Raw genomic sequence first — 16,620 nt, forward strand, 5'->3', positions numbered from 1 at the left:
TGGAAAGGGTGTCCACTTCCAGAGGCGACCATGTCCTATGTTTCCCCCTCCGCTGCGCGCCGCGCCGCCTTTCGTGAGCGCATCCAGGCGCGCCAAGCCGTCCTGATGCCGGGCGCGTTCAATGCAATGAGTGCGCGCATCATCGAGGATGCCGGCTTCGAAGCGCTCTATCTCACCGGCGCTGGCGTGACCAACATGTCGCTCGGCCTGCCGGATCTCGGCTTCGTCGGCTTACATGAAATCGCCGAACACACCGCGCGGGTGCGCGACGCCGTTTCGCTTCCGCTGGTCGTCGATGCCGATACTGGCTTTGGCAACGCGCTGAACGTGCGGCATACCGTGCGCACACTCGAGCGTTGTGGCGCCGACGTGATCCAGTTTGAAGACCAGGTGATGCCGAAGAAGTGCGGCCACTTCTCCGGCAAGGCTGTGGTCGAGACAAGCGAGATGGTCGGCAAGCTGCGCGCGGCGGTCGACGCACGCGAAGATCCGAACCTCCAGATCATGGCGCGCACCGACGCGGCGGCGGTACACGGCATCGAGGCGGCGATCGAGCGCGGACACCGCTTCATCGAGGCAGGCGCCGACATCCTGTTCATCGAAGCGACCGAATCGATCGAGGACATCGAGCGGCTCCCCGCCCTTTTCGATACACCCCAACTGATCAACATCGTGATCGGCGGCAAGACGCCGGTGCAGTCTCGGCAGCGACTTGGCGAACTGGGTTATGGACTGGTGCTGTATGCGAACGCGGCCCTGCAAGGTGCGGTCGTCGGCATGCAACGCGCGCTCGGCCTGTTGCGTGACAGCGGACGGCTCGACGAGGACCCGAACATCGTCGTGCCGTTCAGGGAGCGCCAACGCCTGGTCGACAAGCCGTTGTATGACCGGCTCGACAAGGAATACGCCGCAGGCGGTTCCTGAAGCGGTGGCCTCGGCGGTCACGGCCGGGTGAGCCCGCCGCCGAGTCGTCATGGCGGCAGACAGCAGGTTGCGGCCTGGACGCCCCCGCCAACGGACGGGACGAGCCGATCGACAACGGGGGAGTGGCGTTCGGCGTGGCTTGGCCCGGACGCCGACATGCCGCGCCGTGTCGGTTGGCGACACGCGTCGGCACTTGCGGTCGCCTGCTCGGAAAGGCGCACGAAAGCCGGCGTCGCTACAATCGATGCCTTCGGCATGGCCCCTGCGGGTCGGCCCCGGCACTTCGTTGCTCCACTGCCCACAGGCTCTCCATGAAATCTTCCTCCCTCGTTCTGGTGATCGGCGCGCTTGCCTTCGGCGCGCCGGCCTTCTCCGCGGAAACCACCCAGAACGTTTCGCCTGCGGCGAGCGATGCGGCCGCAGGCGCAGGTCGGGCAAAATCGACCAGCACAAGCGACGCAATCGCTGCGCGTCCGCGTGCGCGCCGGGACGAATTCTTCTGGCTCGGGGAGATCAACAAGGCCAGTGCGGTCATCAACACCAACGAAGGATTGCTGGACCCCAAGCTTGCGCCGGGCATCGCGAACGCGTTGCAGCGCGTGCTGACGGCTGGCGACCAGCCCGGCGGCCAGCGCCCGCGCACGGTCATCACGTTCGAACCGCTGATGATTGCGGCGGGCGGCGAGGACGTCACGCTTCTGCACGCCGGCCGGTCGAGCCAGGACATGCACGCGACCTACCGCTCCGCGATCCTGCGCGACGACCTGCTTCGGCTGGCGACGCAGTTGAACACCACGTCGGCGACGCTGGTCGAACTGGCGGGCCGTTATGCGGGCACCATCGTTCCTAATTACACGAATGGCGTCGCGGCGCAGCCGAACAGCTATGGCCACTACCTGCTCGGATTTGCTGCCGCGCTTGACCGCGATGCACAGCGTCTGCGCGAAGCCTACGCGCGAGTCGATCGATGCGCGATGGGTACGACCGTGCTCAACGGATCGAGTTGGCCGCTGGACCGCGCGCGGATGGCGCGCTACCTGGGCTTCAGTGCGGTGGTCGACAATGCCTATGACGCATCGCAGATTTCGTCGGTCGACGAACCTGTCGAGGTCGCCGCGGTGGTCACCAGCGTGTCGCTGCACACTGGCAGCTTCGTCGAGGACGTCATGACCCAATATGCGGAGTCGCGGCCCTGGATCCTGCTGCAGGAAGGCGGCGGCAATACGTATGTGTCGAGCGCGATGCCGCAGAAACGCAACCCGGGCCTGCTCAACGACACGCGCAGCGAGGCATCGACCGCGATCGCGCTCGCCAATGGCGTGGTTCTGCAGGCGCACAACATCACGCCCGGCATGAGCGATCCCAAAGACGTGCGTGCCAACAGCGCAATGGTCGATAGCGCGGTCGACGCACTGCGCCGCTGGGACCGCGTCCTGAAAGCGTTGGTCGTGCACCCGCAGCGGGCGTTGGAGGAACTGAACAGCGACTGGACGGCCTCGCAGGAAGTGGCCGACGTGCTGATGCGTAAGTATCACCTGCCCTTCCGCGTCGGGCACCACTTCGCGTCGAATGTCGTGGGCTACGCGAAAGCGCACGACATCAAGCCGCTCGACTTCCCATACGCTGAAGCGCAGCGCATTTACGCCGATACGGTGCGCGACACGCCATACGCCGGCACGCTGCCAATGAGCGAGAGCGAGTGGCGGGCGACGCTGGATCCGGCCGCGATCGTCGCGCACCGGACCACCAGCGGCGGTCCTCAGCCGGCCGAGATGAACCGCATGCTGGCGGAAGCCCGCGCACGTATCGACGCGCAGTCCAAATGGATTGCCACGCGACGCGCGACGATCGACGGTGCGCTGGCCAGCCTCGATCGGGACTTCGATACGCTGCGCGGCGCACGCTGAGCGCCGCTGCGTCCCACCTTGCCACCGCGCGGTCGCGGCCTATCCCGATCGCGATCACGTGCGCCGCACTGCGACAAACGCAGCGCCGTCGCCTGGTCAGACGGTTCAGAAGAAGTGCTGCACCCCGATGCGCAATGCAAGTTGATGCGAATTCGACGAACTGGTCAAGGACGGCAGCGTGGCGCCCGTTCCACGACTGGTAAATTGCGTCGTTGCCTCCGCGTAGACCATCGTACGCACTGACAGGTGATACAGGTCGGCAATGCCGACCGTCGTGTACTGCCTGCCATCCACACCGCCACGGAAGCCGCCGAGCGTGATCGCGTTCGCGGCGGTCACGCGCCATTCGATGCCGAGCTCGGCGTTGTAGGCAGTCGTGGAACGAACGTCCGTCTCGATGCGGACGTGATCGAGGATGCCGTGTACGGCCCAGCGCGGAGTCACGCGGTAAGTGCCCGCCAGGCCCATGATGGTCGTATTGCGCGCCCGAAAGGAGGCGCCGCCGGAAAAGTCCTGCCCCATGAAGGAGGCATAGCCCAGCAGCGTCTTGAGGGCGTAGGTGCGCCCGTTGGTATCGCTGTAAACAAAACCGGCGTCGAGCGGGCCCGCCGAATACCGCAGGGTCGCGCCAACGTAGCGGCCCTGACCGGACGAGGTGTCGCGGAACGCATACATGCCCTGCGCGAACCAGCCACCGAAGCGCGGCGTCGTATAGCGAATCGAATTGTTGACCGGCGTCACCGCGGAATTGTCGAGGTTGCCGGGATGGTACAGATAGTTGTTGTACTCGACCGCGCCGTTCGCATTCGGCGTGAATACCTCGTTGCTCAGGTCCCACTGGCGCCCGAGAGTCAGCACACCCGCGCGCTTGCTGCTCAAGCCTACCCACGCATGTCGATTGAACATCGTCCCTGACGAGGCGAAGGTTCCGGTATTCGAGAAGAAGCCGTTTTCAAGCTGGAAGATCGCGGACGTCCCGCCGCCCAGGTCCTCGGTTCCCTTGAAACCGAACTTGTCCGGCACCGCGACCACCCCGGTCATCCAGGCGGCGCCGCCGGCCTGATTGTTCACATAGGTAATGCCTTCGTCGATGCTGCCGTAAAGCGTCACGGCGCTGGTCTGTGCAACCGCCGCGCTCCACACGGCGCTGCTCGACACGACCACTGCAATTCTCGCACTGCGCTTGATTCCTTTCATTTTTTTGACGTGCGTTGTGCCACACGGCGCAAGTCGATGCTTGCTGCCGTTGGATCGTTCAGGAGGGAAACTGGTTATCGCCGCCCGGAGGCGGTGCCTGCGCGAGGCGGCTGACGACGCGGCGAGGCGCCCGTGCTCAGTGCGCGGGTGTGTCGAGCTGCGCGTCCTTGCCGACGGCATCCGCGACGGTTACCGACGTCCGTGGCGTCGAGATGATGGCGATGCCGGCGACGAGCGAGGCGCAAGCGAAAACGTAGAAGTTCCACTTGACGTCGACGCTCTGCGCAGCGAGATAGCCGCCGATGATTGGTCCGGCCATCGCGCCGAAGCGACCGACGCCCACCGCCCAGCCCGTGGCGCTGGCGCGGATGCTGGCAGCGTAATAGGTCGCGATATGGCCGAGTTGCACCATCGCGACGCCGACGCTGCCCAGCCCGGCCAGCGCGACGAGCGTGTAGTTGCGCAGCAGGCCTCCCCCCGGCACCGTCAACAGCGCAATTGCGAGTGCACCAATCACATAGCCGCCGGCGATCGTCCTGCGTGCGCCGAGCCGGTCACTCACCCGTCCCATCACGACACCGCCGACCGCCGATGACAGCATGAAGACGGCGAGAAACGACAGACTGGGACCCAGCTCGTAGCCGAGCTTGCGCATGATCTGCGGCAGCCACGTGCCAAGCCCGTAGATGACCATCACCGCGGCAATCTGCGCCAACCACAGACAGAAGGTCGTCGACGCCTGACCGCGCGAGAAAATCGCACGCACCGATGCCAGCCATCCTTCGGACGGACCACGCACCACGCGCAGCGCGTTGGCATCGAAATCACGCAAGCCGAGACGCGCGGCGAGCGTGCCTGCCTCACGGGTCTTGCCGCGCTCGACCAGCAACTGCAGCGATTCGGGCAGGTAGATCATCAGCACCGGCACCAGCAGCAACGGCGCCGCGCCCAGCGCAACGACGAAGCGCCAACCGTGCGACGGCAGATACGCCATGCCGATCAACGCCGACAGCAACGCACCCAGCGAATAGCCGGAATACATCAGCGCGAAATTGAGGTTGCGCCGCGCCACGGGCGAATATTCGACAGTCAGTGCCGCAGCCGCTGAAATCACGCCACCCAGGCCGAGCCCGCCGATGAAGCGAGCGATCGAAAACGCCAGCGGCGACGGCGCCCAGGCTGCCCCGATCATCGAAAGCGAAAACAACGCTACGCAGCCGATCATCAGCGGCTTGCGCCCAAGCATGTCGCTGAGGAAGCCGATGAAGTAGGAGCCGAACAACGTTCCGAACAGCGCCGCACTGCCCATTTCGCCGATCTGGACCGGCGTCAAATGCCATTGCGAATCGTGCAGGAGTGCCGGAACGATGACGCCCATGACGCCAACGTCGTAGCCCTCGGAGACGATTGCGAGGAAACAGAGCAGAAGTACGGTGTAGGTGGTGCGCGGCGTCGGGGACAGGCCGGGCAACGCATTGGTTGCGGATGTGGGTTTCATGCCTTCTATTTAGTAGAACGTATCTACCAGCTGAAGCGACTGTCACGCTTCCTGATATGGGAAGTTCGTGCTCCGTCTCAGACCGGCTATCGCGTTGATGGAGGAGGCACTGCTTACTGCGGGTCGAACAGCATGTCGGCCACGGCGACGCACCAGTCGAGGCGACGAATAAAGAATGCCATTATTTATTCTGGCACGTCAAAGCTTTTCAAAATTCGTCCGGGCAGGGTTTGCCGAGGGTTGCAGCATGTGCGCGACGACCCTTGCACCACTATTTATTGGCGCGTGCTGGATCGCGCACCAAGCAGGTGCGGCCACCAGCGACGCGCTGGCATCTCGCGAATACGGGAAAACCATGAACGCTTCCGTCGTGGGAAGGAGGACGACGGATCAGGCGTTCTACAAGGCGCGATGCGCCGCGCGCAGGCTCTCAAGCAGATGCGTTCGCGGAGCGCCCGAGAAGGAGATCGCTCATGCGATCGGCGATCGGTTCGATGTCGCGCACGTCGCCAATCCGCTGGTTGATGACGAAACCGTCGAATGCCATCCAGATGATGTGGGCAAGCACGCCATCGCGAACGCGCTCGCGCGCGGCACGCGGCAGTGCGCTCATCAGCAGCTCGGTCAGGAAATCCTCGACCGCCGTCAGCAGCTTGACGGGTTTACCCGACTGCGGCGGCGCACTGGCGAGCGCCTCGATCAGCGCGTTGGCAAACGAATGGTCGGCGGCAGGAATGTCGCGCCAAACCCCAATGAGGATCTGCCTGACCTTGTCACGCGCGCTCGGCAGGGCCTCGACGCGTGAGCGCAAAGCGTCAAGTTGCTCGTACAGCCAGGGTTGATAGATCTCGTAGAGGATGAACAGCTTCGAATCGAAGTAGACGTAGAGATTCGCCACCGTCATGCCCGCCGCACGTGCGATCTGGGACATCGTGCTGCTACTGTAGCCCTGGCTGCTGAACAGCTCGAAGGCTGCCTCCAAGATGGCCTCTCGCCGATCGGCCTTTTTTACCTGCGGCACGTCTCCCCCGACTGATGTTTGCGCGCGCACATTTTAGCAAACGCCCCGCTCCGGCCTTGATCGGCCGCGGACGGGCAAATCATTCAACCATCGGGTCGGCGGACGACGCGGGCTTTTCCGCTTGACATCGAAAATTGTCGAAAACAGAATGTCATTCATTATTAAACGGCATTCGTTAGTGAGGCCATCGACATGTTGCTGTCCCCTGCCCCCGAAGGAACGCTCACCGCCCGGTACCCGGAACTGGGTACCGGGCCGATTCCGGTCGAACCGTACATCTCGCCCGAGTACTTCGAACGCGAGAAGGCGCACATCTTCAAGAAGACCTGGCTGCACGTCGGACGGGTCGAGGAAATCCCGACCGCCGGCGATTATTTCGTGCGCGATCTGGCGGCGTGCGATACGTCGATCATCGTGGTGCGCAATCGCGAAGGCCAGATTCGCGCGATGCACAACGTCTGTGCGCACCGGCTGAACGAGATCGTCTACGACAAGCGGGGCAAGACCCGCAAGTTCTTCTGCAAGTTCCACGGCTGGGCGTACGACCTGGACGGCAACCTGACCGGCGTGCCCGACGAGAAGTGCTTCTTCGGACTGGATCGCGAGCAGTTCGGCCTGAGCCGCGTCGCGTGCGAGGTCTGGCAGGGCTTCATCTTCGTCAATATGGATCCGGAACCGGCCGTCTCGCTGGCCGATTTCCTGAAACCGATGTACGCCGGCATCGAGGGCTATCCGTTCGAGAAGCTGACCTCGGGGTTCTCCTGGAGCACGGTAGTCAACTGCAATTGGAAACTGGCACTCGACGCGTTCCAGGAGGCGTATCACGTCGCCTATGTCCATGGCAACTCGATCGCGGACGCCATCGACAAGTCCGAGAACGACAGCATGCCGCCACTCGACGCACTGTGCGGCGAATATCACCGTCGCCTGTCGCTGGCCGGCAACCAGAAGTCGGTCTACGGCAATCCGAAGGCAGTGACGTCCGGCGGTGAGGCCGCCAAGCAGGCCTTGTCGGACGCCGCCAGCAAGCGGCCGATCGCCGCCGCGGCCTTGCGCGCGGGAATCGGCAGCGCCCGTCACAGCTTTCCGCTCGAATCCTTGCCGGCGGGTTTGAACTGGACCAACAGCCCCAACTGGCTATTCGACATCAACGTCGTGTTCCCGGACTTCTACCTGTCGCTGCGGCCGAACTACTGCCAGGCGTACAACTTCCGTCCCGTCGCCCATAACAAGACGCTGGTCGAAGCGCGTGTCTACTACCCGGAGATGACCACGCCCGGCGGTCGTTTCTTCCTGGAGTACATGAAGGTGGCGCTGCGCGACGTCCTGCTGGAGGACTTCAGCACGCTTGAACGTACCCAGCGCGCTGCCGAGACCGGCGCGAAGAAGCACATGATTCTGCAGGACAACGAGCTTCTCGTCCGGCACAGCTATCACGTCGTCGAGCGCCTGCTGGCGGCCGGCGAAGCCATTCAGGAGGCTTGAGACATGGAACAGCCGATCTATCTGACACCCAGCCGCAAACCGGCCGCGCCGCGCCCGCTGCCGGCGCAATTCGCGGCGCTTTCGCCGTTCGTGGCCGATTGGGCGCTCGCGACCGAGACGGAACGCAACACACAACGCTACACCATCGGCATGGAAGCCATCGTCGCGTTCAAGGACGCGCTGCTGCCGCAGGTCGACGAAGTCGTCGCATGGCTCAACCAGTTCGAACTGGCGACCCTCTCGGAAAACGAGGAAGCGCTGACGCTGATGTATCTGCTGCTGTCGCTGGCTGAGGTGGCGCCGGCGGTCGAGTTCTACCAGCAGCCCGGCGTGATCGACGGTTATGACACGCGCCGCTTCGTCGCGGACGAGGACTTCCTGATGAAGCCAAGGCCGTAAGCGGCCCCGACGACTCACATAGACAGGAGAACAGCATGGCGCGGTGTCAAGTTTTCAGGATAGACGACGGGCTCAGCACCGTGGTCGAGAACGGTCTCTACATGAAGACCATGCTCGGCGAAACGATGAGCGTGGCAGTCGTCAAGTTTGTCGAAGCGAAAGGCAAGGATCTACCGGCCAAGGCGCACGATCACGGCGAGGAAGCGTCGTTGCAGATCGTTGGCGCGTGTTCGATTTTCGAAGTCCCGGGCGATCGTTCGACAGAGACCGAACAATCGATGGAACAGGGCGACGCGGTAATCATCCCGGCCGGTCTGAGCCACTACGGGGTCAACCGCTACGGGCCCGCTGGGGTGAGCATGCGGCTGAACGTGGTGTCGCCGCCGCGTGCCGAATACGGCAAGGCCGACCCGCAACCCTACTACCCTCTGGCGGACCGGCAGACATGAGCAGCGCATCGAACCAGCAGAACGCGGCGCCGGCCGCCGAGCATTGCCAGCGTCTGCCGGTCGGCGACACCTGGCAGGATCAGGCACGGCCGGAGGGCCGCTTCGAGGTCACCGGCAATACGCTGACCATGGGCATCGAGATTCTCGCGCGGGACGAAGTCCGGGAATCGGCCGAGGGTAGCCGAGGCGAGGAAGTGGCCGCCGTGCTCGAGGGGGAATTCGAGATCGACGCCGCTGGCGAGCACTACCGTCTGGCAACGGGCGAGGCGATCCTGATTCCGCCGCACGAAGCGCGCCGCTTTGCCTGCCGGTCCGCGCGAGGCGTGCTGTATCGCGCCGCCGTTGCAACCGCGGGCGCGAGCAACGCCAATGACGAGGAGGCCGCGCAATGACCGAGTCGCGTGACGAGTCAGCGATGCGCGTCGCGATCGTCGGTGCCGGGCACGCCGGTGGCCGGGTCGCGCAGCACTTGCGCGCGCTGGGTCATCGCGGTCCGATCTCGTTGATCGGGGACGAAGTCCACGCCCCTTACGAGCGGCCGGCGCTGTCCAAGGCGTTGCTCGACGGCAGCCTCGAAGCGGAAGCACTGACGCTCGGCCCCACGGAATTCTGGCATGCCGATGCGCTGGACGCGGCTGGCATCGCGCACATCCGCACGCGGGTCGGCAACCTGGATGCGGACGCACGCCGTCTGAGCCTGGCCGACGGTCGCACCATCGACTTCGATCGACTGGTGGTGGCCACCGGCGGGCGCCCGCGCCGCCACGGCGTGCCTGGCGCATCGTTGGACGGGGTTCATGTGCTGCGCACAATCGAAGACAGCCTGGCGCTGCGCCGCGTACTCGGCCCCGGGCGCCGGTTGGTGGTGATTGGCGGGGGGGTGATCGGCATGGAGGTCGCCGCCTCCGCGGTCTCGATGGGCACTGAGGTGTCCGTGATCGAAGCCGGCACGCACATCATGGCGCGCTGTCTGCCCCCCGACGTGTCGCTATGGCTCGCCGGCGAGCACCAAGCCCGTGGCGTGCGCCAGTTCATGCAAGCCCGCACCAATGGCATCGAACCGGGCCGCGAGCGCGCCCTCGTCGTGCTTGGTCAGGATCGCGAGGGCACCGGCTTCCGGCTCGATGCGGACGCCGTCTTGCTCTCGATCGGGGTTGATTGCACGCCCGACTTTCTCGCCGATAGCGGCATCGCCGGCCCGGACGGCATCGTCGTCGACGCACGGTGCAGGAGCACGCTTCATCCCTGGCTGTACGCGGCCGGCGACGTGGCCTGCACGCCAGACCCGGCGAGCGGTCGAAACGTGCGGCAGGAGACTTGGCGCAATGCGGAGAATCAGAGCCGCGCTGTCGCCGAATTCCTGATGGGCCGCATCGAGCCGTATCGCGAAACGCCATGGATGTGGACCGACCAATACGGTCGCAACATCCAGGTGATCGGCGTTCCGCAAGCCGGCGACGTCGCCGTGACACGCGGCGCGCCCGCGGACGGACCGGCAGCCATCATGCTGCTCCGCGGGGAACGCCTGGGAGCATGCGTGCTGATCGACCAGGGACGTGAGCGGCGCCATCTCGAAAAACTGGTGGCCGGCGGCGGCACGGTCGATGTCGGCCGACTCGCGGACCCGACCGTCCCGTTGCGGGAGCTCGCGCGATGACCTTGTCCAGCCTGCCACCGTCCGCCGCCACGCCGAATGGCGACATCGCCTCACGGCTCGCGCGTCTGGAGGCAATCGAGGAGATCCGCGCCCTGAAAGCGCACTACGGCGCGCTTGCCGACGCCAAGTACCAATCCAGCGGTCTACCGTGCGAACCAGCGGAACTCGACCGCATCGCGGGCCTGCAGGCAGCGTGCTTCACCGATGACGCCGTGTGGGCCGGTGGCGACGGATTCGGCGGCGACCTGACTGGCCGCCCGGCGCTTCACGACTGGTTTCGCCGCATGCCTTGGCGCTTCGCGATGCACTGCTACACCAGCGAATCGATCCGCGTGGACGTCGACACCAACCGCGCAGAGGCGGTCTGGCGGCTGACGCAGGTCGCCATACGCAACGACAACGGGCGCGCCGTCTGGCTGGGCGGCGTCACGCGTGAGCACTACCGGCGCGAGCCGACCGGCGACTGGCGCATTGCACGCATGCGTTTCGAGCAATTGCACATGCTTGCACTGGCGGAAGACGAGGCCAGGCTCGCGACCAATTTCCAGGCGCTCGATGCCCTGAGCGGCAATCGAAGCGACGCACGCCGGTGAGGCATTCAACACTTTCCGCAGCATGATCTCTCGGGAAACCCAACGATGAATCAAGCGATATCGATGTCGGACGCGCCGCCGCTGCGCGACGGCGCCCACACGGACGGGACCGCTGGCGCCTGCGCCGCACCCTTTGAATCCGGTTCCGACAGCCCCGGCGATGGTTGCGCCGGGACGATGGCTCAACATCTCTGCGTGATCCGTTCGAACGAGTGGGTCAACGACGAGTACAAGCACATGGTTGTGAGTGCGCCCGCCGCTGCGTTGGCAGCGCGTCCCGGCCAGTTCTTCCATCTCGAATGTCCGTCGGGGCAACGGGGCACCGCCTATCTGCGGCGCCCGATGAGCGTCTACCGTATCGAGCCGGCCGACGGTCGTATCGAATTCCTCTACAAGGTGCAGGGCGTCGGCACGCAGGGCCTTTCGGAGATGGTCGCGGGCGACACGCTCAACGCGCTCGGACCGCTCGGTCACGGCTTCGCGCTCCCCGACGCCTGCGACCACGTGCTGCTGCTGGCACGCGGCGTGGGTCTCGCGACACTCGCCCCGCTGGCCGGCCATGCGGTCGCCGCGGGGGCTCGGGTCACCGCGGTGCTGAGCGCGCGCAGCCGTGCACTGGTGATGTCCGAAGCCTATTTGCGCGAGGTCGGTGCACATGCGCACATCGTGTTGGACGACGACCGCAGCAGCGACCTGGTCCCGCTCGAAGCGAAGTTGCGGGTGCTGCATGGATCGAACCCGTTCAGTTTCCTGGCGACCTGCGGCTCGAACCGCATGCTGGCCCTCCTCCAGCGGCTCGGCGCCGAATGGTGCGTGCCTGGTCAGGTCGCGATCGAGCAGTTGATGGGCTGCGGCATAGGTGCCTGTCATGCGTGCGTGCGTCCGTTCCGCGCCGAAGGCGACGTCGGGCGGCGCAGCTATCGACGCGTGTGCTGGGACGGTCCGGTGTTCGACATCCAGGAGACGCTGCCATGGTAGACCTCAGTGTGAACCTGGGCAGCCTGACGCTGGCCAATCCGGTGATGCCCGCCTCCGGCACGTTCGCCGAAGGCAACGCGCAGTTCTTCGATTTGAACCGGCTCGGCGCGATCGTGACCAAGACGATCACGGACGACATCCGCGACGGCGTGCCCCCGCCACGCGTCGCCGAATTCCGCGACGCGACGCTGTTCTCGATCGGCATTCCGAGCAAGGGCGGCGATTACTACCTGAAAGAGACAGTACCGTTCTACCGGCGCTACAGCCCACCGCTGATTGCCAGCATTTCGGCCAACACCATCGAAGAGTTCGGCACGCTCGCCGGCAAGCTGGCGGGCAGCGGCGTCGCCGCCATCGAAGCGAACGTGTCGTGTCCGAATCTCAAGAAAGACGGCAAGGCTTTCGGCATGGACGCCGAGGCGACGCATCAGGTGGTGTGCGCGATGAAGTCGGCGAGCGGGCTGCCGATCTGGCCAAAGATGACGCCGAACGCCGGCAACGTCGTCGAGGTCGCGCTTGCGGCCGAGGAGGCTGGCGCCGAGGCGCTCGTCGTCAGCAATGCGATCCTTGCGATGGCCATCGATGTCGAGACCTTCCGCCCACGCGTGGCGAACATGATGGGCGGCCTGACCGGCGCGGCGACCAAACCGATCATGCTGCGCATTGCCTATCAGTGCGCACAGGCGGTCCAGATCCCCGTAATCGGCTGCGGCGGCATCGCCTCGGGCGCCGATGCACTCGAATTCATGCTCGCCGGCTGCACGGCGATCCAGGTCGGTACGGCCAACTTCATCTCGCCGACCGCCATGCCCAGCGTCATCGACGAGTTGACGGCCTTTTGCGAACGCCGCGGCATTTCGGCCTTGCGCAGCCTGATCGGCGCCATGCGCCCCCACGAACCGATCCCGTTGCAACAGGGAGGAGCACCGCTATGAACAGTGTTGTCAACGCTACCGGCACCATTGCCACCGAGGACCAGACGGGCTGGCACACCGTTGGCGAGGTCGCCAGCCTGTTTGCCAGCCGCGACTGCATGGGCACCGTGCTGGACGGCGTCAAGGTCGGCATCTTCCGGGTCGACGGCGAGTTCTTCGCGCTTGACGACATCTGCACCCACGGCGCTGCCCTGCTCAGCGACGGCTTTCTCGAAGGTCACGAAGTCGAATGCCCGCTGCATGCCGGGCTCGTCGACGTGCGCACGGGTTGTGCGCTGACCGCGCCGATCGTGCGGGACACGCGCCGGCACCAGGTGAAGGTGACCGACGGGCAACTGTTGGTGCGGTTGAGCGCATGAGCAGCGCCGACCATCCAGGCCGCGGCCGTGCCAACGGCGCGACGGCCGCCGCATCGGCGCCGGCGCAACGCAGACGGCCGCGCATCGCGGTAATCGGCACCGGCGGCACGTTCGCGATGCATGCGCGGCACCGCTTCGACTGGGTCGAGTACGCGGAGAGCGGCGTCGTGCATCCAATCGACGATCTGCTGCGCACGCTCGGCGACATCGCGCCCGACGTCGAGCTGTTGCCGCTTTCCTTCCGAAGTCTCGGCAGCGTCTCGATCGGCCCGGACGACTGGCTGGCGCTGGCGCGTCTGATTCACCAGAACGCCGCGCGCGACCCGGGCATCGACGGTTTCGTGGTGACTCACGGGACCGCGACATTGGAAGAAACCGCATGGTTTCTGTCGCTGGCCCTCTCGCTCGACGCGCCAGTGGTGCTGACCGGCGCGCAGCGCCCCGCGAACACCGCGGGCAGCGACGTCGCAGCGAACCTGCGGGCCGCAGTGGCGGTGGCCAGCGCGCCCGCCTCGCGCGGCGCCGGTGTGCTGGTCGTGATGGACGGACTGGTCTTTGACGCACGGGACGTCAGCAAGGCGTCGAGCTTCGAGCTGAACGCGTTCGAGGCACCACCGTTCGGCCCGCTGGCACGTGTCGACGCGGACGCACAGGTGGTCTGGCGTCGGCATGCACTGACGGACGCGCGTCGTGCGGCCGCGCTGGCCGCTCCCGGCCTTCTCGCTGCTGAAACGCAGGTCGACTGGCCGCGTGTCGATATCGTGCTCTCGTATGCCGGCGCGGACCGAGTTGTGATCGACGCGCTGGTTGCGGCGGGAACGCGTGCCATCGTGTGCGCGGGGCTGGCGCCGGGCCGGCCGGCGAGCGGCGAGTTCGGCGCTTACGTGGACGCGGTTCATGCCGGCGTCGTCGTCGTGCAGGCGACCCGCGTGCCGCGCGGATCGGTGCCCGTGCAGCGTTTCCTGCAGGCCGCCGGGATTCTTGCGGGCGGGGATCTCTCGCCGCAGAAACTTAGGATTGCGCTGTTGCTCGCGTTGCGCCGTTCAGCCGACGCGGCGGCGCTGCAGGACCTTCTTCTTTCACTGTAGCGCGTGCGGAGTCGAGCCATGCAATTTTCCTACCTTGTCACCTATCGACACGCCGACGCGAACGCACGCATCGCCGAAGGCGACTTGACGCAGATCGCCGACATTGTCCGTGCGACGCCGACGATGAAACGGGCCCGGCTGTACACCCCACAGCAGGCGGACGACTTCTACACCGACGACGGGCCGTCGCCCATCTTCGCGCTGCAGCTCGACTTCGACGATCTGCTTGAACTCGAAGCGAACATCGCAGTGGATGGACACCTGCAAGCGCTCGCGCGAACGGCGTTGCCAAGCCTCGCCGAGTGTGCCGTCGAGCAACAAGCGATGGCGCGACGGCCCTTCCCGGTCGCCGATCCGGTGCCGCAGGTCGCAGCGGGCGCCCTGCCGTGCCAGTTTCTCGTCCATTATCCCGGTCACGCAGAGGACCTGGACGTCTGGCTGAATTATTACCTGACCCATCATCCGCAAATCATGCACGACTTCGAGGGTGTGCGCGAAATCGAGATCTTTACGCGCGTGGACTGGCTCGATGCGATGCCCTGGCCCAGAGTGCATTACATGCAGCGCAACAAGCTGATGTTCGACAGCCCCCAGGCGATCACCGACGCCATGCACTCCCCGGTCCGGCACCGCATGCGTGCCGATTTCGAGAAATTTCCGCCGTTCGTCGGCAGCAACATCCACCATCCAATGAGTTGCCAAACCATTGCCGGCGACTTGGGCAACGCACGCTGAGCCCGCCATCGCGCGCACGGCAAGCCGCGCGGCGGCGCGCCTGCCAACCTTGCTACGTATCCGACGGAGAACAGCATCATGAGCCTTGGCTTCGGCAGCCGTGCTCGCATCGGCCACCTGTATCCCTCCGGGGGACTCTGCGATTACGAGATCCAGTTGATGGCGCCCGCCGGCGTGCAGTTCGTCACGACGCGCTTGCCGTTTCGGGATACCTCGATCGCCTCCGACCACGCGATCATCGACGATCTCGAACGCCATGCCGCACTGCTCGCTGACGCGCGCGTGTCGTTGATCGCGCTCAACTGCACCGCAGCGGGGGTGGTCGGCGGTGCCGGAACGATCAATGCACGCATCGAAGCGAGCACCGGCATTCCGGCCGTCACTACCATCGAGGCGGTCATGGCCGCGTGCCGCGCCGCCGGCGCACGACGCGTCGGCCTGCTGACCCCGTACCGCGCGGAAGTCGTGTCCGCGGAAAAGCTGTTCCTACAGACCGAAGGCATCTCGGTTGTATCCGAGGCACACTTGCCGCAGGCGACGCCGGTCGAACAGGCGGAAATCGCGCCGGCGCGATGGCTCCAGCTGGCCCGCGAGCTCGACGCGGATATCGACGCGATCCTCGTCAGTTGCGCCGGTATCCAGCTCGCCACCGTCATCGCGTCGATCGAGGCGGCCACCGGCAAGCCCGTGATCTGCAGCAACGGGGCGATGCTCTGGTACTGCCTGTCGCGGTTGCGCGTCGAAGCGCGGCCGCCCGGCTACGGCGCGTTACTGGCAGGTCGGTTCGACTGACGGCTTCTGGCCGACGGCGTTCGGCGCGCGCTGCACGGCGTTCGCTCGATGGTGGGGCAACGCGAACGCTCGCCCGCCGGCGACGCAGCAGGCACTGCAACTGCTTCAGCCAGGGTGCCGGCCGATGCGCCGCGCCGCATGACGAGGCCAGCCTCACGGCGGGCGTTCTCGATGGGCCCGGGGCGGCAGCTAGCGCTGTCTCGAACGACGCGCCTGAACGTCGGCCTCAATCGCCGAGGAGCCAGTCCGCCATGCCGAATGCCGATCGTTCGCCGCCCGCACCGCCCACGCAGGGGCAGCGCCGGCGCGCCGCACCGCTCAACGCGGGACAACCGTCGCCCTACCCGTCTCCAGCCGGCCTAGTTTTGCCGCCGGACGACGCGCTGCGCGCCGTACTCGGGGAACTGTATGGACCCGACAAGGCGCTGAACGTAGTCAAGATGCTTGCCGGCACGGGCGCGCTGTTCGACGCCGCCCGTCGCTTCCTGACAGCCGTCTTCGAGGAAAAGGGCATCGATGCCGGGGTCAGGGAGATGATCATCCTGCGAACGGCGGCGGTGCTCGATGTGCCGTAAGAGTGGCAGGCTAATGTCAGTCTGGCGC

The 16,620-nt window shown here is 65.7% G+C and carries 18 protein-coding genes; 15 read left to right on the top strand and 3 right to left on the bottom strand.

Annotated features, from left to right (window positions below; all coding sequences use genetic code 11):
• The first annotated feature begins 30 nt into the window (after window positions 1-30).
• Together BLU54_RS05340 and BLU54_RS05345 are read left to right on the top strand one after the other, a co-directional pair.
• On the top strand, window positions 31-924 hold the full coding sequence (locus BLU54_RS05340) for an isocitrate lyase/PEP mutase family protein (protein ID WP_091905722.1): 894 nt from the start codon (window positions 31-33) through the stop codon (window positions 922-924).
• 311 nt (window positions 925-1,235) lie between these two features.
• Window positions 1,236-2,831, top strand: coding sequence for an argininosuccinate lyase (locus BLU54_RS05345; RefSeq protein WP_091905725.1), 1,596 nt, complete (start codon window positions 1,236-1,238; stop codon window positions 2,829-2,831).
• A 105-nt stretch (window positions 2,832-2,936) separates the two neighbouring features.
• Here the strand turns inward: BLU54_RS05345 and BLU54_RS05350 are convergent, their stop codons facing one another.
• The 3 genes from BLU54_RS05350 to BLU54_RS05360 form a co-directional block, all read right to left on the bottom strand.
• Window positions 2,937-4,028, bottom strand: coding sequence for a porin (locus BLU54_RS05350; RefSeq protein ID WP_170845030.1), 1,092 nt, complete (start codon window positions 4,026-4,028; stop codon window positions 2,937-2,939).
• A gap of 136 nt (window positions 4,029-4,164) precedes the next feature.
• Window positions 4,165-5,526 carry an MFS transporter gene (locus BLU54_RS05355; RefSeq protein ID WP_091905731.1) on the bottom strand — a complete coding sequence of 454 codons (1,362 nt, stop codon included), beginning with the start codon at window positions 5,524-5,526 and terminating at the stop codon, window positions 4,165-4,167.
• Between the two features lie 430 nt (window positions 5,527-5,956).
• On the bottom strand, window positions 5,957-6,577 hold the full coding sequence (locus BLU54_RS05360) for a TetR/AcrR family transcriptional regulator (RefSeq protein WP_328586096.1): 621 nt from the start codon (window positions 6,575-6,577) through the stop codon (window positions 5,957-5,959).
• A 162-nt stretch (window positions 6,578-6,739) separates the two neighbouring features.
• On the opposite strand from BLU54_RS05360, the gene BLU54_RS05365 reads away from it, so the two are divergent.
• The 13 genes from BLU54_RS05365 to BLU54_RS05425 all read left to right on the top strand — a co-directional run bounded on the left by BLU54_RS05365 (window position 6,740) and on the right by BLU54_RS05425 (window position 16,592).
• Window positions 6,740-8,032, top strand: a complete 1,293-nt coding sequence (locus tag BLU54_RS05365; protein ID WP_091905737.1) for an aromatic ring-hydroxylating oxygenase subunit alpha — start codon at window positions 6,740-6,742, stop codon at window positions 8,030-8,032.
• 3 nt (window positions 8,033-8,035) lie between these two features.
• Window positions 8,036-8,431 carry a hypothetical protein gene (locus BLU54_RS05370; RefSeq protein ID WP_091905739.1) on the top strand — a complete coding sequence of 132 codons (396 nt, stop codon included), beginning with the start codon at window positions 8,036-8,038 and terminating at the stop codon, window positions 8,429-8,431.
• Window positions 8,432-8,466: 35 nt separating this feature from the next.
• On the top strand, window positions 8,467-8,880 hold the full coding sequence (locus BLU54_RS05375; RefSeq protein ID WP_091905742.1) for a cupin domain-containing protein: 414 nt from the start codon (window positions 8,467-8,469) through the stop codon (window positions 8,878-8,880).
• A complete protein-coding gene (locus tag BLU54_RS05380) occupies window positions 8,877-9,272 on the top strand; it encodes a cupin domain-containing protein (protein ID WP_091905745.1) in 396 nt (131 codons plus the stop codon). Before BLU54_RS05375 ends, BLU54_RS05380 begins: the two co-directional genes overlap by 4 nt.
• Window positions 9,269-10,537: an NAD(P)/FAD-dependent oxidoreductase gene (locus BLU54_RS05385; protein WP_235837799.1), complete on the top strand. Its 1,269-nt coding sequence runs from the start codon at window positions 9,269-9,271 to the stop codon at window positions 10,535-10,537. The genes BLU54_RS05380 and BLU54_RS05385 overlap by 4 nt, the downstream gene beginning before the upstream one ends.
• Complete coding sequence (locus tag BLU54_RS05390; RefSeq protein WP_091905747.1) at window positions 10,534-11,130, top strand: nuclear transport factor 2 family protein; 597 nt, start codon at window positions 10,534-10,536, stop codon at window positions 11,128-11,130. Before BLU54_RS05385 ends, BLU54_RS05390 begins: the two co-directional genes overlap by 4 nt.
• A gap of 45 nt (window positions 11,131-11,175) precedes the next feature.
• The gene (locus tag BLU54_RS05395; protein ID WP_235837800.1) at window positions 11,176-12,108 is read left to right on the top strand and encodes a dihydroorotate dehydrogenase electron transfer subunit; all 933 of its coding nucleotides are present in this window, start codon (window positions 11,176-11,178) and stop codon (window positions 12,106-12,108) included.
• Window positions 12,102-13,043: a dihydroorotate dehydrogenase gene (locus tag BLU54_RS05400; RefSeq protein WP_091905749.1), complete on the top strand. Its 942-nt coding sequence runs from the start codon at window positions 12,102-12,104 to the stop codon at window positions 13,041-13,043. Before BLU54_RS05395 ends, BLU54_RS05400 begins: the two co-directional genes overlap by 7 nt.
• Window positions 13,040-13,402: a non-heme iron oxygenase ferredoxin subunit gene (locus tag BLU54_RS05405; protein ID WP_091905751.1), complete on the top strand. Its 363-nt coding sequence runs from the start codon at window positions 13,040-13,042 to the stop codon at window positions 13,400-13,402. The genes BLU54_RS05400 and BLU54_RS05405 overlap by 4 nt, the downstream gene beginning before the upstream one ends.
• Complete coding sequence (locus BLU54_RS05410) at window positions 13,399-14,490, top strand: asparaginase (protein ID WP_091905753.1); 1,092 nt, start codon at window positions 13,399-13,401, stop codon at window positions 14,488-14,490. Before BLU54_RS05405 ends, BLU54_RS05410 begins: the two co-directional genes overlap by 4 nt.
• 18 nt (window positions 14,491-14,508) lie before the next feature.
• The gene (locus tag BLU54_RS05415) at window positions 14,509-15,225 is read left to right on the top strand and encodes a hypothetical protein (RefSeq protein ID WP_091905755.1); all 717 of its coding nucleotides are present in this window, start codon (window positions 14,509-14,511) and stop codon (window positions 15,223-15,225) included.
• 78 nt (window positions 15,226-15,303) lie between these two features.
• Complete coding sequence (locus tag BLU54_RS05420; RefSeq protein WP_091905757.1) at window positions 15,304-16,017, top strand: maleate cis-trans isomerase family protein; 714 nt, start codon at window positions 15,304-15,306, stop codon at window positions 16,015-16,017.
• 251 nt (window positions 16,018-16,268) lie between these two features.
• Window positions 16,269-16,592 (top strand): hypothetical protein, encoded by a 324-nt coding sequence (locus BLU54_RS05425; protein ID WP_091905759.1) that lies wholly within the window; start codon window positions 16,269-16,271, stop codon window positions 16,590-16,592.
• Window positions 16,593-16,620: the final 28 nt, after the last annotated feature.

The sequence above is a fragment of the Chitinasiproducens palmae genome, from assembly GCF_900095735.1.
Classification (GTDB): domain Bacteria; phylum Pseudomonadota; class Gammaproteobacteria; order Burkholderiales; family Burkholderiaceae; genus Chitinasiproducens; species Chitinasiproducens palmae.